Genomic DNA, 17,505 nt, shown 5'->3' with positions numbered 1-17,505 from the left:
ATGCTGGACTGGACAGGCGGGGTTCTGACAGACGAAACTCTCGAGTGGGAGCTCTTTTGACACGTCCGGGGATAGGCCCCGGACGCTCTCATTTCAGTGGTGTCGGGCATGGTTCCAGCCAACTACCCGATCGAAGCGAGCAGGAGAAAATCGGGTTCCGGACGTGGAGTGTGGAAATCGGAGCTGTCCCGATGTCTGTCGCGTTACAAACGGAATCCGTATAAATGGTCCCGCCCCATCCGAACGACGAGGCGGTGGGCTGAGCCGCCCTTTTCGCCGCGCTCGCCCATCTAGGGAGTGAGAAGTCCAGCGTGGAGGAGGCAGGACTATAGGTGGCGGCAGCCTGGCGTTAAAGCCACCTCACCCTGCGTTTAGGTTTTACCCCCGAAGTCTTAAGCCAGAGGCCATGTGGGACGCAATTTTGCCCTGCATCACGTTTGGCGTTCGGACATCCCTCCTATAGTCCGGCAACGGTGGTCAGTGGGTGCTCAGGGGCGGGAAGATCTTCCTGGCCATGTGGGGCATGGCACTGGTCCCTGAACTGTCCATGTCGTCCCGTTATCGCCGCTCGTCCCGTTATCGCCGCTCATCTTCCGGGGGGGGAACTTTACCGTGCCACCATCGCCTCAACCTCTGCAACCCTTCTGGGCCACCGTTCCTGCCTTGCTGGTGCTGTCGCATCTGCGCTGGGACTTTGTCTTTCAGCGCCCCCAGCACCTGATGACCCGCGCCGCACGGGACCGCGCGGTGTACTACATCGAAGAACCTATTTTCGGCGACCACCACGACCGCCTACACTGCCGCCGGGAAGGCGGCGTGATGGTCTGCACGCCGCACATCAGATCAGGGCTGTCCTCCCGCGAATCACAGGCGCGGACGGCCGGGCTGCTGCGCGAGCTGGTTACTGCCGAGGGTCTACTGGAATACGACCTGTGGGTGTACACCCCGATGGAACTGCCGGTGACAGCAGGTCTGACCCCGCGCGTGACGGTCTATGACTGCATGGACGAACTGGCCAACTTCAAGGGCGCTCCCCCCGAGCTGCGGCAACGCGAGGCCGAACTTTTCGCCCGCGCAGGCGTGGTGTTTACCGGTGGACAGCGGCTGTACGAGGCCAAAGCCGAGCGCCATCCTAATGTTCATCCCTTCGCGTCCAGCGTGGAGGTCAGCCACTTCGAGCAGGCGCGCCGTGGCCTGCCGGACCCTGCGGATCAGGCTGGGCTGGCCCGGCCCCGGCTGGGGTTCTACGGCGTGATCGACGAGCGTTTCGACACCGCGCTGATCGCCAAAGTGGCCCGTCGCCGTCCGGAGTGGCAGTTCGTGCTGATTGGACCGGTGGTCAAGATCGACCCGGCTGAGCTGCCACGCGCCGCCAACATCCATTACCTGGGCATGAAGGGGTATGCGGACCTGCCCGCGTATCTGGCGCACTGGGATGTCGCTCTGCTGCCGTTCGCGCGCAACGAGGCCACCGAGTTCATCAGCCCCACCAAAACGCCCGAGTATCTGGCTGCGGGTGTGCCGGTGGTATCGACGGGCATCAGGGACGTGGTGCGGCCCTACGGCGACCTGGGGCTCGCCCGCATCGTCGATAGCCCGGACGCGTTTGAAACGGCCTGCCAGGCAGCGCTGGACGAGGCAGGCACTGCGGCGGCGCAGCAGCGTCAGCAGCAGGCGGACCGGTACCTGAGTCGCTTGTCCTGGGACCGCACCTGGGCTGGCATGGCCCAGCTGATCGAGGACGCCGCACCCACCGGCCTGCACGCGCCTGCACCGGCCTCTGCCGCCCTGCTGACAGGTTCAGATGACTGAGGAGCAGGCCGGACCCAGCCCGGTGACGCGGTTCGACTACCTGATCGTGGGGGCCGGCTTCGCTGGCAGCGTGCTGGCCGAGCGTCTGGCGAGCGCTGGCCAGCGCGTGCTGATCGTGGACCGCCGCCCGCACATCGGCGGCAACGCCTATGACCGCTACGACGACGCGGGCGTCCTGATTCACCCCTACGGCCCGCATATCTTCCACACCAACAGCGCCGAGGTCTTCTCTTACCTGTCCCGCTTCACCGAGTGGCGGCCCTACCAGCACCGGGTGCTGGCCAGCGTGGACGGCCAGCAGCTGCCCATTCCCATTAACCTCGACACCGTCAACCGGCTGTACGGCCTGAACCTCACCGCCTTTGAGGTCGAGGCCTTCTTCGCCTCGGTGGCCGAGCCGGTCGAACGCGTCCGCACCAGCGAGGACGTGGTGGTGGGGAAGGTGGGGCGGGATCTGTACAACAAATTCTTCCGGGGCTACACCCGCAAGCAGTGGGGGCTGGACCCCAGCGAACTGGACGCCAGCGTCACGGCCCGGGTGCCCACCCGCACCAACCGCGACGACCGGTATTTCGCCGACACCTACCAGGCCATGCCCCTGCACGGCTACACCCGCATGTTCGAGGCAATGCTGGCCCACCCCCAGATCAAGGTGATGCTCAACACCGACTACCGCGAGATTCTGGACCTGATTCCGCACGGTCACCTGATCTACACCGGCCCGGTAGACGCTTTTTTCGGGTACCAGTTTGGCCGGCTGCCGTACCGCAGCCTGGAATTCCGCCACGAAACCCACGACACGGCGCAGATGCTGCCGGTCGGCACGGTCAACTTTCCCAACGATTACGCCTACACCCGCGTCAGCGAGTTCAAGCACATCACGGGGCAGCGCCACGAGCGCACCAGCGTGGTCTACGAGTACCCGCAGGCGGAAGGCGATCCGTACTACCCGGTGCCGCGCCCCGAGAACGCCGAGCTGTACAAGAAATACGAGGCGCTGGCCCAGGCCCAGCCGGACGTCACGTTCGTCGGCCGCCTCGCCACGTACCGCTACTACAACATGGACCAGGTGGTGGCGCAGGCCCTCGCCACTTTTAAGAGGTTGCAGGAGCGAACCGGAGAAAGGGTGGAAGCGGCCGAGGTCTAGGCTCCAGGGCTGCGAGTCTGGCCGTCGCCCACCAGCCGGCCACGCTCGAGAGGGCGTAAAGGACAGGGCTGGCAGAGCTTGAAACTCTGCCAGCCCCTCCCCTGTTCCGCTCAGGTCATCTACGCCTCAGCGCAGATCGCTGCGCAGCAGTTCCACCATGCCCTTGACGGCGCGGTCCTGCATGGCCTTCAACTCGTCGGCGGTCTCCTTCTGCGCGGTGCGGACGGCAGCGTAGTCGCGGGCGTCCGCACCCGTCAGCCGCGTCACATTGCTCTGAACCGTGAAATGCGTCTCGGGCAGGCTGCCCAGATGGCGCTCGGCGTCCTTGTGGCGGGCACTCAGGAAGGCCTGCAGCAGCCCGCCCTTGGCACTGCGCTCCATCAATTCACGTTGCAGGGCGCGGTCCTTGATGCCCTGAATGGCGTCCCAGGCGGCGTCACCCAGCAACTGCGCGGCGTTGACCGGCTGCACGTACTCGACCGCCGTGACCTCCTGACCGTTCTCGGTGCGCCGCCACAGGCGCAGGAACAACCCGCGCTCCGGTGTCCACAGCGTTTCGAAATCGCGGGCGTCCTCGATCAGCACGCGCAGCTGAGCGGCGTTGCGGATCGGGGTGCGGTAGCCCTCGCCCAGCACGCTCCAGTCGCTCAGGCCCTCGGCGTTCGGCGCGCTGAGGCTGGCGTAGCTGCGGGCCAGGTGTTCAGCGTCCTCTCCCGCCCGGCCCACCAGGGTCTTGCCCGCGAAGAACTGGATCTCGCCCGCATCGGTCAGGACGGCGCGGTGGTCCAGATGATGCAGGCCGTGGCCCCAGCGGTCCAGCGCGGCGCGCAGAAGGTCGGTCAGCCGGGCATCGGCGCTGGCCGGGTCCGCCACGATCCCGGCGATGTCGGCGTCGATCTGGGCCGTGGCGAGCAGTCGCTGAAACCCGGTCACGTCGCCCGAGACCGTCTGGCTGGACTGTTCAGCGGTGGGCGCCGCAGCGGCGGCGGGTGCGGACGCCTCCTTGCGGCGGCCCCCTGCTTGGCGATTGGCGGATTGGCGGCTCGATGTTTCGCTCATACCATAATGATAATGCATTTTGGCCGCCCTGTCTGTGGCCTGATGGCCGACGGCAAGCGGTTCAAAGCCTGTCTGGCGCGGCGACAAGTGCCCAGGTGACGCCACCCCCAGACCAGCGCAGGCCCTGACCGTTCGGCAACGGCCCGGTGTCAGCCCAGGCCCGCCGGCAGCCACTCCGGGCGGGGGTCCAGCGGAGCGGGACGTTCGGCGCGGCTGTCTACCGGCAGGGTGCGGCCCGCCTCAGCCGCGTCCAGCACCGTCTGCATCACGTCCAGCACGTGATACGCCAGCTCACCACTGGCGCGGTGGGGGGTGCTGTGGTCCACCGCCGCCAGCAGGTCCGCCAGGCCGATGCCACGGGCATTGTCCTGGAAGGGACGGGTCAGCTCAATGGTCTCCCAGTCGCGCTCACCCGTCCGGCGGATTCGCAGCGGCCCTCCGAAGGTGTTGGGATCGGGCAGGCTGAGGGTGCCCTCGGTGCCGTAAATCTCGGTGCGCGGCAGTTCGCTGGCCTGCACGTCGAAGCTGGCGATGAAGGTGGCCACCGGTCCGCCTGCGTCCTCACTTGCCTCCGAGGCCGCAAAGGTCAACTGGGCGGTCACGTGGGTAGGCGTGCGCACGGGCACCCGCTGGCCCTGCCTGGCCCCGCTGCCGATCACGCGCTCGGCGTGTGCGCTGACGGCGCTGCCGCCCACGCTGCCCACGCTGCCCAGCAGGTTGACCAGCGCGGTCAGGTAATACGGACCCATGTCGAACAGCGGCCCCGCGCCGGGCTGGTAGAAAAATCCGGGATCGGGATGCCAGCCTTCCGGTCCAGCCCCCAGCATGAAAGCGGTGGCGGCCACCGGGCGGCCAATGCGGCCTGCGTCCAGCAGCTCGCGGGCGGTTTGCAGCCCCGCGCCCAGAACGGTATCGGGCGCGCAGCCCACCCGCAGCCCCCGCGCCCGCGCCGCCGTCAGGATGGCCTGACCGTCCGCCCGCGTGACCGCCAGCGGCTTTTCGCTGTAGACGTGCTTGCCCGCGTTCAAAATGGCCAGCGACGTCGCCGCGTGTGCGCCGGGAGGCGTCAGGTTCACCACCGCCACGATCTCAGGGTCCGCAAGCAGTTCGCCGAGCTCCACCGCGCGGCTGCCGTGGGCGCTGGCCTGGGCCTGGGCGCGGCCCAGGTCCAGATCGGTGATGGCCGCCACCCGGAACAGTCCCAGCTCCTGGGCGATCTTCAGGTAGGCGCCGCTGATGTTGCCGCTGCCGATAATGCCGATGCTGTGTGTCATGCCGGGAAACCTCTGGGGGCGGGAAGCGGAAGGGCGGGGCGCGCCGGGGAGCGCTGGACCCCGTACAGTGTGGGCGGGAGAACGCCGCGACCGCGTCTGCGGCCCTCCCCTGCCGCCCGATTCTAGCGACAACGCCCACCCCTCTCCCCTGTGAGGTTTGCCATGACCCAGCCCCTTTCCGTCGGCCTGCAACTGTATACCCTGCGCGAGCAACTGGCACGGGATTTTGACGGCACCCTGGACGCCGTGGCCGCCAGCGGCATCACCGAGGTCGAGCTGGCCGGCGAGTACGGCGGGCTGGACGGCGCCGGCCTGCGCGCCGCCCTGAGCGAACGGGGCCTGAGGGCCACGGCCGCCCACATCGGCGGGGCCGCGTGGGAGGACGACACCGAGGGACAGGTGGCCTTCCTGCACGGCGTCGGCGTCACGCGGGCGGTGTACCCGTGGTTCAAGGGCGAGGGAGCGCAGTGGACGGCGCTGGCCGAACAGCTTGAGGCACTGGCGCAACAGCTGGCCGCCGAGGGCATCAGCCTCAGTTACCACAACCACGACCACGAGCTGAGCGGCACCGTGGAGGGCCAGCCTATCCTCGACATGCTGCTGACGCGCGCCCCCAGCCTGGGCCTGGAACTGGACACCGCCTGGGTCTACGCCGCCGGGAAAGACCCGGTGAGCTACCTGCGGCGCTACGCAGACCGCACCGCGCTGGTCCACCTGAAGGACCTGCGCCGCGAGGATGCCGGCTGGCGCACGGTGGAATTGGGCGCGGGCGAGGTGCCGCTCACCGCCGTTGTGCAGGCGGTCCCGCAGGGCGCGTCGCTGTTCTACGAGCAGGACCAGGCCGACGGTCTGGCCAGCCTGCGGTCCAGCCTGGCCTACCTGAAGACGCTGGGTTGAACCTGGACTGGACCGAACAGGGAACGGCTGGGCCGGGCGCCCGCAGCGTTACTCCAGCGCGCCCTGCCCGGTCAGGTGGCGGCCCACGATCAGGGTGTGGATGTCGTGCGTGCCCTCGTAGGTGTCCACGGTTTCGAGGTTCAGCATGTGGCGGATCACCGGGTACTCGGTGGTGATGCCGTTGCCGCCCAGCAGCTCGCGGGCCAGCCGCGCGCCGCCCAGGGCCACCCGCACGTTGTTGCGCTTGGCGTAGCTCACCTGCGCGAAGTTCATGCGCCCGGCGTCCTTGAGGGTCCCCAGTCGCCACGCCAGCAGCAGGCCGGTGCTGTGGTCGGTGGCCATGCGAACCAGCTTGTCCTGCACCAGCTGGCGTGAGGCGATGGGCTTGCCGAAGGTGGTGCGGTCGCCGGTGTAGTCCAGCGCCGTCTGCAACACCACTTCCAGCGCGCCCAGGGCGCCCCAGGCGATGCCGAAGCGGGCGCTGGTCAGGCACGACAGCGGGCTTTTGAGGCCCTGGCTGCCGGGCAGCAGGTTGGCGGCGGGAATGCGGCAGTCCTCCAGCACGATCTCGCCGGTCACGCTGGCGCGCAGGCTCATCTTGCGCTTGATCGCCGGGGCCGAGAAGCCGGGACTGTCGGTGGGCACCAGAAAGCCGCGAATCACGCCCACCTCGTCCTTGGCCCAGACCACCGCCACGTCGGCCTCGGGACTGTTGGTGATCCACATCTTGTTGCCGTTCAGGACGTACTCGTCGCCGTCCAGCCGCGCCCGGGTCCGCATTGCGCCGGGGTCCGAGCCGCCGTCGGGTTCGGTCAGGCCAAAACAGCCGATCAGCTCGCCGGAGGCCAGACCCGGCAGCCACTTCTGCTTTTGCTCCTCGCTGCCGAAACTCAGAATCGGATACATCACCAGACTGCCCTGCACGCTGGCCGCGCTGCGCAGGCCGCTGTCCACCCGTTCCAGCTCGTACATCATCGCGCCGTACGCGCTGTAGGTCACGCCCGCCCCGCCGTAGTCCTCCGGCGTGGTTGGCCCCAGCAGGCCCATCCGGCCAAAGCCACGCATCACCTCGCGCACCGGCAGGGCGCCGTCGTCCCACCATTCGGCGATCTGCGGCAGGAGTTCGGCGTCGCAGTACGCCCGCACGCTCTCGCGGATCAGCCGCTCGTCGGGGGTCAGCAGGTCGTGGACAGCAAATTCGTCAATCATGAAAAACCTCGGTGGCAGGGCACAGAATCGGGCGTGGTATCCGCGCATTCTGTCATAGGGGCGCCGGCGCAAGCGTGTGCCAGCAGATCATGCAGCGCCCTGTGGTCCTGCCGCAGTCTGGCGGCGCTGTTCTGTCGGTGCTGTTGCGGTCTGATGACCCCACAGAGACAGGGGGGCGCCAGCTCGGGGGCCGACGCACAGCCCGCTTTACGCCGTTCCCGTCAGCAGGGCGGCGCGGTGCCGCTCCATGCGGGCCGCCAGCGTGGAGAAGTCCGGGTCGATGACCAGGCGAAAGCCGTCCCAGTAACCGTCACGGTCCGGATCGAAAAACCGGGGCGGCGGCAGGCCCGGGGCCAGGGCCGCTGCTTTCACGGCCTGGCGGGTCTGGACGCGCAGGGTGTCCAGGTGGGCGGTCTGCAGCGTCCGCGCAGAGATGGGCGGCAGCACGGTGAGGGCCACCGGCTGCCCGTACCGCAGGGTGGGGGCGAAGGGATGCTCCCAGATGCGGTGCGTGCCGCTGAGGGCCACCGGCAGGATGGCGGCGCCCACGCGCCGCGCCACCTCGAACACGCCGCGCTGGAAGTCGGCCTGAATGCCCACCACGGTGCCCTGAGGAAACACCACGACGCTCTCGCCGCCGCCCAGGATGGCCGACGTTCCGCGCCACAGGTCCCGGAAGCCGCCCAGAAGATGCTCGGGATCGATCGGCAGGTGCCCCAGTCGGGTGATCGCCGCTCCCACGGACGGCCACCCGAAGATCTCGCGCCGGGCCACGAACCGCATCGGCAGGGGCAGCTGCAGCAGGCACAGCACATCGGCAATGCCCTCGTGCAGCGGGGCGATCAGGTAGGGTCCTGGGCCGATGTTTTCCAGACCGCGCACGTCCAATTGCACGCCCAGGTGGCCCAGCACCTGCCGGCTGATCTCCTGCTGAAGGTGAAATCTCTCTTGCACGTTCAGATCAGCGGAAACGCGTTCGGCGCGCCGCAGCGCGCTCCAGACCAGCGGGCGGCCCTGCAGCGCAAACCTCAGCCGGGCGGCGCGTCCTTCCGGCGCGAACCGCAGCCGCACCGCTTCGCCCGGCTGAGGCGTGGGCGGCGGAGTCAAGCGCACTCCTGTGGGTGGGGGCAGCCGAGCCGGTGCGAGCGGGCTTCGCCGAACGATACGGGGCGGTGAACGGCGGGCCGCAGGGCACCCGGACAGAACGGCTGACTGGACCTTCTGAACCGGTGGCCGGACGACGGGAGCGGCCCGGCGGGGCGTCCGCCAGAACCACTGACGTCGGAGGCAGGGCCGGCGGATCGGCGCCCGCCTGGCCGATCCAGAATGCAGACTGCAATCATCAGAAAGGATACGTGCCGGGGCGACATGGGGTTCACCACGCGCCTTGCGCGCCGCGGCCGGCCCGCGCACCGGGCGGCCTGTGCCCAGGTCACCCACCAGCGTTCCTGAAGACTTCTCCCAGACAGTGGGACAGCGTACCGACGCGGCACTTGCCTTTGGTCAGATTGCCGGTTATGACCCAGCCAGGCTCCGCCACTCCCCTTTACACCACCACCGCCTCCGCCCACGGGGGCCGCGCCGGCCACGTGGACAGCGAGGACGGGCAGCTCAATGTTCGCCTGGCCGTGCCGTCCGAACTGGGCGGTGACGGCGGCGCAGGCAGCACCCCTGAACAACTGTTCGCCGCCGCACTGGCCGCCAGTTTCGAGAGCGCGATGGGCGCCGTCGCCCGCGCCGAGCGCTACCCCGAATTTGGCGTGATGAGGGTGCAGGCCACCGTGGGTCTGCGGGCAGACGGCGACGCGCATGATCTGACCGCGGCGCTGGACATCACGCTGCCAGGGCTGATGCAGGACAGGGCGCAGCATCTGGTCGACCGGGGTCAGGACCTCTGCGCCTTCAGCCGGGCCTTGAAGGGAAAGATCGAGTACCGCCTGCACCGCGCGTGATCTCAATCCTGGGGCGCTCAACCCTGGGCCCGGCCCACCACGGCGTAGAGTGGATCGCCCGTCAGTGCCCCCCGCGCCGAACGGGGACTGCGGTCCAGGGCCACCATGTCAGTCCAGTTGCCTGCCCGTTGGAGGTACTGCCGCACCAGTTGCAGGTGACCGGCGTCGTCCAGCGTGTGCCAAACGGCCACCGCCTTGGTGGGAAAACAGCGGTTGGAGAAGCTGATCACGACCGGGCCGCCGGGGACTAGCACCCGGCTCAGATCACGCAGCACGGCTACCGGATCGGTCAGGTAGTCCACCGAAACCGTGATGCCCGCCGCGTCGTAAGTGTGGTCCTCAAAGGGCAGCCGGGGTGAGGTGTTCAGGTTCTGCACGACCCACGAGGTCAGCCGTGGATTACGCTCCAGCTCGGCGCGGTTTAGACCCAGTCCTGTGACTTCGGCGTAGGGCACTTCAGGCGGCAGGTGGCTGACCCAACTGGACATCAGATCGAGAATGCGCCCCCCCGCCGGAAAATACTCGCGGTACAGCCCGGTCACCGCTGCGATGGCCCCGGCGTCGATATGCGTCACGAAGCGCGGCTGGCGGTAGAACTGCTCGTCCGGCGTCTCGTCGGCGCGGCGAAAGGCGTCACGGGGCAGCGTTGAATCACGGTCCATGTTCCGCAGTCTCGTTCGGGCGGGCTCGCAGCGCTGTGGGCTGGGCTGCGTTGCCAGAAGCGTTCCGTCAGGTCCGTGGGGCGGCGATGCCTGCTGCCCGTCCTCCCCCGTCCAAAGAAAAAGCCCCACGCAGTGTGGGGCGATGTTCCTGCCTTCACGCGGGCAGGTCCTGCTGTTGGCCGGAGCCTAGCCTGCCCAGTGTCACAGCGGCATGACGTTCGCCCCAGACATGAAGCATGGCTTGAGCTGCGGTCCAGACATCGAGAGACGCTCTGGACAGCAACAGACTGGAAGAAACGTCCCCGCCCTCAGGTCTTGACGGCCAGGGCCGACCAGGTGGCCGGACCGGCGAAACCGCCGACCGTCACGCCACTCGCTGCCTGGAACCGGCGCAGCGCCGCCTCGTTACTGCCTGGCGTCCTGCTGGAGGCCTCGGTGGTGCCGCACGCCCAGTACGGGGAAGCGCTGACGGCCGCCGACCTGCTGCTGCTGGGCCAGTTGCGGGCCGCCATCAGCGCGCCGTTGATCCTTCCCACCCAGAAACGCGTGACCGCGAGTGACCTCCCGGTCCTCCAGCGCCTGGGGGTGGACGCCCTGATGTACGGCGTGATCGTGACTGGTGACGCTGCCGAGGGGTTCGAGCGGGTGGCCCGCACCTTCCGGAGCGCTCTGGGGGGGCAGCGCTCGCGCGACGTCCCCCGGTGACGGGCCGACCCTCAGGGTTCCTGAACCCTCACGCCCATCGGCCGCCCCGCATCACCGGAACGCGCCGCCCATCTGAGGTCAATGCCGTGACGTCCAGCTCGGGAGAACCCACCATGAAGTCGAGGTGCACCTGACTGTGGTTGCCCCCACGCGCTAGAAATTCGGCTGCCTCCACGTCCGCACCGCCCTTTAACGTCACCGGGTAGGCGCGGCCCAGCGCCAGATGACACGAGGCGTTCTCGTCGATCAGGGTGCTGTAAAAGGTCCGGTGTTCGCGTGACACCCGGCTGTCCTCGCTGACCAGCGCGACCTCACCCAGGCGGGCCGCACCCTCATCGGTGGCCAGCAAGGCGCGCAGCAGGGCCTCCCCCGAAGGACTGTGCAGCCCGGTCACCCGGCCACCTTCAAAGGTCAGGTCCATCGTCTCGATCAGGTGCCCGTGCACCACCAGGGGGCGGGTCATGCGGACCCGGCCCTCGGCCTGCAGGCGGTGCGGCAGCGTGGAAATCTCCTCGGTGGGCATGTTGGGAATGCCCCGCAGGCCCGCGGCGCTCGGCACCAGCGGCCCGAACCATTGATGGCCTTCCGGCAGGCCCAGCCGCAGATCGGTGCCCGGCCCTTCGAAGTGAAGCTCCGTGATGTTCAGGTCGTCCAGCGCCGCGCAACGCTGCATCAGGCGCTCAGCGTGGGCCTGCCAGGCCTCCCGCGGATCCGGGGCGTCCAGCCGCATCAGCCGGGCCAGCACCTGCCACAGCCACTCGAGCGCGTCAGCCTCCGGCAACTCGGGGCGCAGCAGCCTCGCCCAGCTGGCGGTGGCCACCGCCATCACGGACCAGTTGAACAGCACCTTCGAGCGCCGCAGGCCGTATTCCTCCAGCGCGGCGTTCCGGGCGCTGGCCGCCACCGCCGCGCGTGCGTCTTGCTCCCGGCGCGTGTGCGGCTGGGGCGCGTGCAGGCTGAGCATCGGCTGACCCGCGCGGGCGTGGGCCGTCAGGGCGTCGGCGGTCCATGGAGAAAACCTCTGGAGTTGCGCCGTGGCCGCGCGCTGCACCTTCAGGCTCAGCACCTGCGGGTCCTCGTAGAGGATTTCAACCTCGGCGGCCCCAACGTCGTACGCGGCAGCGGCGATCTGCCCGGCCAGTTCGAAGGTCTCGGGAGGACTGACGATCAGCAGGCGTTGCCCTGGCTGCAGCGGCACAGCCACCTGAACGGCCAGCCGGGCGTACCGCTGGTCAAACGCAAGATCTGGCATGGGTGGTGTCCTTTGGGGGGGGCGGCCCGTCCGGGCGAGCCGGACTAGACGATGCGGGGCGGCGTACTCATGGTCAGGATGCGCGCGCGCTCCCTGGCGGCGTTGGCCAGGCAGTGCGGCAGCGCGCTGGGATAGTAGGCACTGTCGCCGGAGCGCAGGGTCCGGGTGGGCGAACCGTGGACGGTCAGCTGAAGCTCGCCTTCGAGCACGTACACGAACTCCTCGCCGGCGTGGCCGGTGTCGTTGCGCTGCTCGGTGGCCGGTTCAAGCACCAGCAAGACCGGCTGGATCTTTTGCAGCAGATCGTTGAACAGCACCTGCACCTGCACGCCGGGCCCGAGTTCCACCACGCGCGGGGCCTCGCCGTGACGCACGATCTTCAGGGCGTCGGTGTGTCCCTCGCCCGGCAGCAGGTCGGCGGCGCTCAGCTCAAAGGCGGCGGCCAGACGCTGCAGCAGCGTGGCCGAAACGTCGGTCTGGCCACGCTCGAGCATGCTCAAAAAACTGCGCGAGCACTGCGACGCCTCGGCCAGTTGCTGCAAGGTCATCCCTCGGGCCTGCCGCAGGGCCCGCAACCGTTCCCCGAGCCGCGACTGGCCGGCGTCTGCCTTACTTTTCACGGGGGTTGAATGTATCACGCAGCCCGTCTCCCAGAAAATTAATCGCCAGGACCGTCAGCAGGATGGCCAGACCCGGCGGAAGCCACAACCACGGCTGCGACTGAAGAACCGTGATGGTGCGGGCGTCCGAGAGCATGTTGCCCCACGAGGCGATGGGTTGCTGAACGCCAAGGCCCAGAAATGACAGTGCGCTCTCGGTCAGGATGGCCTCGGCCACGCCCAGCGTGGTCTGCACGATGATCGGTGCGGCGGCGTTGGGCAGGATGTGCCGGAACATGATGCGCGGGTCACCCGCGCCCAGTGCGCCCGCCGCCTCGACGTACTCCTGATGACGCAGTTTGAGGGTTTCGCCGCGCATCAACCGGTAGGTGGGGACCCAGCTGAGCAGACCAATGATGGTCACCGTGGTCAGGAGACTGGGTTTGACGAAACTGGACACGGTCAGGATCAGGAACAGGCTGGGAAAGGCAGCGACCGCGTCGGTGAAGCGCGACAGGACGATGTCGGTCCAGCCTCCCCGGAAGCCGGCAAGCACGCCCAGGACCACGCCGATGACCAGGGCCAGCAGGGCGGCGCTGATCCCGATGGTCAGCGAGACCCGGGTACCGAAGATCAGGCGTGAGAGCACGTCGCGGCCCAGGGCATCGGTGCCCAGCCAGAACGCCACGCTGGGCGGACTGGTGAACTGGATTTCACCGCCCGGACCGGCGGCCAGGTCATAGGGATCGTAGGGTGAGAGCAGCGGCGCGAACACCCCGATCAGGATGAAGACGATCAGCACCAGCACGCTGATCAGGGCCAGCCGGTGCCGGGTGAAACGCCCCAGGCTCCGCCCCCCTGCCGGACGCAGCGGTACGGCCGCGGCGCTCATCCGTCGAACCTGACCCGGGGATCAATCAACCCGTACAGCACGTCGGCGACCAGGCTGCCCACGATGACCAGGACCGCGGTGATGGTGTTGATCGCCATCGACACCGGGTAGTCGCGGGCGAACACCGAGTCGACCAGCAGGCGGCCCATGCCCGGCCAGGCGAAGATGGTCTCGGTAATGACGGACCCCGCAAAGAACGCAGGCAGCGAGAGGCCCAGCAGCGTGACCACCGGAATGAGGCCGTTGCGCAGCGCGTGCTTGACCAGGATGGCGCGCTCGCCGACGCCCTTGCTGCGGGCCGTGCGGATGTAGTCCTGCCTGAGCGCTTCGCTGACCGAACTGCGCACATGACGCAGGATGCCGGCGATGCCCGTCAGGGTCAGGACGCACACGGGCAGCGCCATGTGCCAGACGCGGTCCAGGAACAGCTCCAGACCCTGATGGTCCGCGCTGTAGCTTTCGAACCCCGAGGTGGGAAACCACCCCAGTTGCACCGAGAACAGATAGATCAGGGTCAGGCCGAAGAAGAAACTGGGAATGCTGATCCCGGCGAACACCAGGGTGGTGCTCAGGTAATCAATCAGCGAGTATGGTCTGGCCGCGCTGTACACCCCGATCACCAGGGCGATGCACACGATCAGCAGGAACGAGGTCGCGGTCAGCAGCAGCGTCGGTCCCGCCCGCTGCTTGAGCAGCGCGGTGACACTCTCCCCGTTGCGCACCGAATAGCCGAAGTTGCCCTGCAGCAGATTCGAGGCCCAACTCAGGTACTGCACCGGGATTGGCTTGTTGATGCCCAGGGCGTTCTCAGCGCGCGTGATCTCCTGCGGACTCATGCGCGGGTTGATAAAGGTCTGCATCGCGTTGCCGGGCGCCAGATTCATCACGACGAAGCTGATGAACGAAACCATGATCAGCAGGACCACGCCCTGGAGCCCCCGCTTGGCGATGAATGGCAGCACGGGGCTACTGCACCCACCAGCGCGTGACGTTGACGTTGACCCCCCGGATGTCCGGCGCGAAGTTGTGGAGCTTGGTCTGGTTGCCGTACAGGGCCTGCGCCTGCGTCAGCGGAATCCACGGCAGCTGATCACGCATCATCAGGCCGAACTGGTTGTAGAGCGACTTGCGCGTGGCCTGATTTACAGTTTCCTGACCCTTGACGAGCAGGTTGCCGCCGGCGGAGTTGGTGTATCCGGTGAAGTTGTAGCCGTTCGGGGGCTGGCCCTCGGCGGTGAAGTACGACAGGTACTCGCTGGGATCACGCTCGATCCCGAACCCCAGGATGAACAGATCGAAATCCGAGGCGTTGACGGCGCGCGGCTGTCCCTTGCCGTCCTTGGGCAGCAGGAACGTGACCAGCGTCGGGAAATCCATGCTCTGCAGGTCCACCTGGATGCCGATCTGGCGCAGATTGGCCTGAATCAGGGCGGCGCCGCGCTCCCGGACCGGGTTGCCCGTGGTGTAGAACATGCGGAACTTCAGCGTCTTGCCGCCCTTGCTGCGCACGCCCCCGCTCATCTTCCAGCCGGCGTCGTCCAGGGTCTTTTGCGCCAGGGCCGGGTCGTACGGAATGGCTTTGACGTTGGCCGGGTAGGCCCAGTGCGACTTGGGAAACAGGGTGTCGACCACGTTGCCGTACCCCGACATCAGGCCGCTGACGATGGCCTTGCGGTTGATGGCGTAGGCCATCGCCGTGCGCACGGCCGGATCGGCCAGCAGCGGGTTGCGCAGATTGGTGCCGACGTAGTCGAAGCTCAGCTGATCGACCACCGTCAGTTTGACATTGGGGCTGCTCTTGACACTCGCCACACTGGGCACCGGCACCGGCGCAGCGTCCACCTCGCCCTTGACCAGCGCGGCCAGCATAGTGTTCGCGTCGCCGAAACGCACGATCAGGCGGTCCAGGCAGGGCCGCCCGGCGAAGTACGTCTTGTTGGCCTCCAGCTCGATCAGTTCGCCGCTGCGGAACTGTTTGAACTTGAATGGACCGCTGCCCACCGGATTGCGGTTGGTGGCGTCCTTCTGCCAGTTTTCCACCGGGATCTTGCCGTAGATGTGCTGGGGCAAAATCATGATGCCCGCCATGGTGGCCAGAATCGGGGCGTAGACCTTGTCGGTGGTCACCGCGACTGTGCGGTCGTCAATGACCTTGATGCCGCTGATGGATTTTGCCTTGCCGTCGTGGTAAGCGCCCGCACCGGTAATCACTTCCACCTGGCTGTAGGCGCCGCCGTTGTATTTCGGGCTGGCGATGGCCGTCAGTGTGAAGGCCACATCCCGGGCAGTGAGCGCCTGCCCGTCGTGCCACTTGACCCCGGGCTGCAACTTAAACGTGATGGTCTTCTTGTCGGCGGAAAAAGTCCAGGACTGCGCCAGATCCGCCTGATAGTCCAGATCGGCGGTGGGCTTGACCAGGGCGTTAAAGACCAGTTCCTCGATGTTGGTGTCATAGGTGGTGGGAAAGATCAGGGGGTTGAGGTTGCCCGGCTCGCTGTTCTGGGCGATGGTGGCCGTGCCGCCGATCTTGGGGCATGCGGCCGTCTGGGCAGAGGCGCTGGCGAGGACAAGGGCGGCGGACAGGGTGAGTAGATGACGCATGGCGGGCCTCCTGGGCGAGATGGACGATGTGGATGAGGGCTGGTTTGAATACACTAGCGGGCCGTCCAGAGGTGCTGCTGACGCTGGCTGAGGTAACGCGCGCCGTCGCCGGTGACCACCACGTTTTCCTCGACGATCATGCTCGGATCGGGACTCATCAAGACGGTGGGTTCGAGGGTAAAGACCATGCCCTCGTCGGCCTGCAGTCTGGGTGCCCGGCGCTTGCCGTCCCACAGCGGTCCGAGAACGGCGCCGCCGTCGTGGACGTGCCGCCCGATCTGGTGACCGGTGGAATGCTGGATTTCCGGATAGCCCCGATCCAGCAGGTGTTGCCGGGCAGCGGCGTCGACCTGATAACCAGGGACCCCCGGTTTCAGCGCCGCGAAGGCGGCGTCGATCGCGCCGTAAATGGCCTGGAAGACCCGCTGTTCGCGTTCGGGCGGCTCGTGTTCGCCGTCCTTCAGAAAGTAGATGGTGCGGGCGATGTCGGAATAGTAGCCCTCAGTTTCCAGCGCGGTGTCCAGGATCAGCAGGTCGCCTGGCTCGATTGCCGTGTCGGTGGGGGCGCGGTGAGACATGCCGACGCGGTTGATCAGCACCAGTGGCCCCCCGAAGTCGCCCAGATCGGGGGTGGTGCCGAGCTCGGCGGCCAGGGTATTCATGCGGGCCTGGATCTGGCGTTCGGTCTGCCCGGCGTGCAGGGTGGGCAACAGGCGGTCATAGAAGGTGATGGTGCGGTCGATGGCCTGCTGCAGGCGGCGCAATTCCTCGGGCGTCTTGATGGCCCTGATCCGGCTGAGCTGCGCCTCGCTGCTCGCGATCCTCGCCTGTGGCAGGGCCTCTCCCAGCAGACGCTCGACGGCGAGGTACTGCCCGTGGGTGAGACCGTCGCAGCGGATGTCGTCCTCACTGAAATTCAGGAGGACGGTGTGGGGGCTTAACTCGCGCAACCAGTCGATCAGATCGGTTTCAAAAGACGTGGAATAACTGCGCGTCTCCAGAAAAGCCGCATGTTGCTCAAAATGTCCGGCGTCGATGCGCGAGACCAAGGCCTTGGGGCCGCTGCCGTGCAGCATAAAGGCCGCCTTGCCCACCGAGTTGGTGCCAAAGACCAGAGGCACGCTGGGGTCGCTGCCCTCCTGAGTCAAAAAGAGCCACAGCTCACCGTCCTGAAGCTGTTCCGTGGCCTGCTGCGCCTTCTGTTCGCCCAGTCCTGACATTCCGCCCTCCTGACTCTGACACCGTGATTTGAGTGGCTCAGTGTTAGCACGGCCGCAATCTGGAGTCAAGATATTGAACTGTCCACTGGAACCTCTGGAGATCAACTGCCTATGATCATGCTGAATTGCATCCAGCCCTGTTATCTCTGATTGAACTAAGTTCAATAGATTGACCCTAAGCGGCAGAGTCCCTACACTCTGGGCATCAATTGACCGGAAATCGC

The 17,505-nt window shown here is 67.2% G+C and carries 16 protein-coding genes; 5 read left to right on the top strand and 11 right to left on the bottom strand.

Annotated elements, in window-relative coordinates; all coding sequences use genetic code 11:
- The first annotated feature begins 720 nt into the window (after positions 1 to 720).
- Positions 721 to 1,812, top strand: coding sequence for a glycosyltransferase family 1 protein (locus FHR04_RS01475; RefSeq protein ID WP_139400256.1), 1,092 nt, complete (start codon positions 721 to 723; stop codon positions 1,810 to 1,812).
- Positions 1,805 to 2,959, top strand: coding sequence for a UDP-galactopyranose mutase (glf, locus tag FHR04_RS01470; RefSeq protein ID WP_139400210.1), 1,155 nt, complete (start codon positions 1,805 to 1,807; stop codon positions 2,957 to 2,959). Before FHR04_RS01475 ends, glf begins: the two co-directional genes overlap by 8 nt.
- 126 nt (positions 2,960 to 3,085) lie before the next feature.
- Here the strand turns inward: glf and FHR04_RS01465 are convergent, their stop codons facing one another.
- Positions 3,086 to 4,018 (bottom strand): DNA repair protein, encoded by a 933-nt coding sequence (locus tag FHR04_RS01465; protein ID WP_139400208.1) that lies wholly within the window; start codon positions 4,016 to 4,018, stop codon positions 3,086 to 3,088.
- 149 nt (positions 4,019 to 4,167) lie between these two features.
- Positions 4,168 to 5,292 (bottom strand): Gfo/Idh/MocA family protein, encoded by a 1,125-nt coding sequence (locus tag FHR04_RS01460; protein WP_139400206.1) that lies wholly within the window; start codon positions 5,290 to 5,292, stop codon positions 4,168 to 4,170.
- 162 nt (positions 5,293 to 5,454) lie between these two features.
- On the opposite strand from FHR04_RS01460, the gene FHR04_RS01455 reads away from it, so the two are divergent.
- Positions 5,455 to 6,189: a sugar phosphate isomerase/epimerase family protein gene (locus FHR04_RS01455; RefSeq protein WP_139400204.1), complete on the top strand. Its 735-nt coding sequence runs from the start codon at positions 5,455 to 5,457 to the stop codon at positions 6,187 to 6,189.
- A gap of 48 nt (positions 6,190 to 6,237) precedes the next feature.
- Here the strand turns inward: FHR04_RS01455 and FHR04_RS01450 are convergent, their stop codons facing one another.
- Together FHR04_RS01450 and FHR04_RS01445 are read right to left on the bottom strand one after the other, a co-directional pair.
- The gene (locus FHR04_RS01450) at positions 6,238 to 7,398 is read right to left on the bottom strand and encodes an acyl-CoA dehydrogenase family protein (RefSeq protein ID WP_139400202.1); all 1,161 of its coding nucleotides are present in this window, start codon (positions 7,396 to 7,398) and stop codon (positions 6,238 to 6,240) included.
- Positions 7,399 to 7,605: 207 nt separating this feature from the next.
- Positions 7,606 to 8,511, bottom strand: coding sequence for a lysophospholipid acyltransferase family protein (locus tag FHR04_RS01445; protein ID WP_375782556.1), 906 nt, complete (start codon positions 8,509 to 8,511; stop codon positions 7,606 to 7,608).
- Positions 8,512 to 8,915: 404 nt separating this feature from the next.
- Here FHR04_RS01445 and FHR04_RS01440 point away from each other — a divergent pair, with 404 nt between their 5' ends.
- Entirely contained in the window at positions 8,916 to 9,350 is a 435-nt protein-coding gene (locus FHR04_RS01440) for an Ohr family peroxiredoxin (RefSeq protein WP_139400198.1), read from the top strand.
- A 17-nt stretch (positions 9,351 to 9,367) separates the two neighbouring features.
- Here the strand turns inward: FHR04_RS01440 and FHR04_RS01435 are convergent, their stop codons facing one another.
- Complete coding sequence (locus FHR04_RS01435; RefSeq protein ID WP_139400196.1) at positions 9,368 to 10,012, bottom strand: class I SAM-dependent methyltransferase; 645 nt, start codon at positions 10,010 to 10,012, stop codon at positions 9,368 to 9,370.
- 315 nt (positions 10,013 to 10,327) lie between these two features.
- Here FHR04_RS01435 and FHR04_RS01430 point away from each other — a divergent pair, with 315 nt between their 5' ends.
- Positions 10,328 to 10,717, top strand: a complete 390-nt coding sequence (locus FHR04_RS01430; protein WP_139400194.1) for a hypothetical protein — start codon at positions 10,328 to 10,330, stop codon at positions 10,715 to 10,717.
- Positions 10,718 to 10,745: 28 nt separating this feature from the next.
- Here FHR04_RS01430 and FHR04_RS01425 read toward each other — a convergent pair whose 3' ends face one another.
- The 6 genes from FHR04_RS01425 to FHR04_RS01400 are packed head-to-tail and all read right to left on the bottom strand — an operon-like array spanning position 10,746 to position 17,281.
- Positions 10,746 to 11,969, bottom strand: a complete 1,224-nt coding sequence (locus tag FHR04_RS01425; protein ID WP_139400192.1) for an aminopeptidase — start codon at positions 11,967 to 11,969, stop codon at positions 10,746 to 10,748.
- A gap of 44 nt (positions 11,970 to 12,013) precedes the next feature.
- The gene (locus tag FHR04_RS01420) at positions 12,014 to 12,589 is read right to left on the bottom strand and encodes a helix-turn-helix domain-containing protein (protein ID WP_139400190.1); all 576 of its coding nucleotides are present in this window, start codon (positions 12,587 to 12,589) and stop codon (positions 12,014 to 12,016) included.
- Positions 12,579 to 13,460, bottom strand: a complete 882-nt coding sequence (gene opp4C / locus FHR04_RS01415; protein ID WP_139400188.1) for an oligopeptide ABC transporter permease — start codon at positions 13,458 to 13,460, stop codon at positions 12,579 to 12,581. Before opp4C ends, FHR04_RS01420 begins: the two co-directional genes overlap by 11 nt.
- Positions 13,457 to 14,422, bottom strand: coding sequence for an ABC transporter permease (locus FHR04_RS01410; protein WP_139400186.1), 966 nt, complete (start codon positions 14,420 to 14,422; stop codon positions 13,457 to 13,459). Before FHR04_RS01410 ends, opp4C begins: the two co-directional genes overlap by 4 nt.
- 4 nt (positions 14,423 to 14,426) lie before the next feature.
- A complete protein-coding gene (locus FHR04_RS01405; protein ID WP_139400184.1) occupies positions 14,427 to 16,061 on the bottom strand; it encodes an ABC transporter substrate-binding protein in 1,635 nt (544 codons plus the stop codon).
- Between the two features lie 53 nt (positions 16,062 to 16,114).
- Positions 16,115 to 17,281, bottom strand: coding sequence for a M24 family metallopeptidase (locus FHR04_RS01400; protein ID WP_170213805.1), 1,167 nt, complete (start codon positions 17,279 to 17,281; stop codon positions 16,115 to 16,117).
- Positions 17,282 to 17,505 lie beyond the last annotated feature (224 nt).

The sequence above is a fragment of the Deinococcus radiopugnans ATCC 19172 genome (assembly GCF_006335125.1).
In the GTDB taxonomy this organism is placed as follows: Bacteria; Deinococcota; Deinococci; order Deinococcales; family Deinococcaceae; genus Deinococcus; species Deinococcus radiopugnans.
The sequence above is the reverse complement of the archived record's forward strand: the minus strand, read 5'-3'. Positions and strand labels throughout refer to the sequence as shown.

Excerpts from the sequence above, each read along its gene's own strand:
- FHR04_RS01475 (WP_139400256.1), top strand. The coding sequence starts at position 721 with ATGACCCGCGCCGCACGGGACCGCGCGGTGTACTACATCGAAGAACCT.
- glf (WP_139400210.1), top strand. The coding sequence starts at position 1,805 with ATGACTGAGGAGCAGGCCGGACCCAGCCCGGTGACGCGGTTCGACTAC.
- FHR04_RS01465 (WP_139400208.1), bottom strand. The coding sequence starts at position 4,018 with ATGAGCGAAACATCGAGCCGCCAATCCGCCAATCGCCAAGCAGGGGGC.
- FHR04_RS01460 (WP_139400206.1), bottom strand. The coding sequence starts at position 5,292 with ATGACACACAGCATCGGCATTATCGGCAGCGGCAACATCAGCGGCGCC.
- FHR04_RS01455 (WP_139400204.1), top strand. The coding sequence starts at position 5,455 with ATGACCCAGCCCCTTTCCGTCGGCCTGCAACTGTATACCCTGCGCGAG.
- FHR04_RS01450 (WP_139400202.1), bottom strand. The coding sequence starts at position 7,398 with ATGATTGACGAATTTGCTGTCCACGACCTGCTGACCCCCGACGAGCGG.
- FHR04_RS01440 (WP_139400198.1), top strand. The coding sequence starts at position 8,916 with ATGACCCAGCCAGGCTCCGCCACTCCCCTTTACACCACCACCGCCTCC.
- FHR04_RS01435 (WP_139400196.1), bottom strand. The coding sequence starts at position 10,012 with ATGGACCGTGATTCAACGCTGCCCCGTGACGCCTTTCGCCGCGCCGAC.
- FHR04_RS01425 (WP_139400192.1), bottom strand. The coding sequence starts at position 11,969 with ATGCCAGATCTTGCGTTTGACCAGCGGTACGCCCGGCTGGCCGTTCAG.
- opp4C (WP_139400188.1), bottom strand. The coding sequence starts at position 13,460 with ATGAGCGCCGCGGCCGTACCGCTGCGTCCGGCAGGGGGGCGGAGCCTG.
- FHR04_RS01405 (WP_139400184.1), bottom strand. The coding sequence starts at position 16,061 with ATGCGTCATCTACTCACCCTGTCCGCCGCCCTTGTCCTCGCCAGCGCC.
- FHR04_RS01400 (WP_170213805.1), bottom strand. The coding sequence starts at position 17,281 with ATGTCAGGACTGGGCGAACAGAAGGCGCAGCAGGCCACGGAACAGCTT.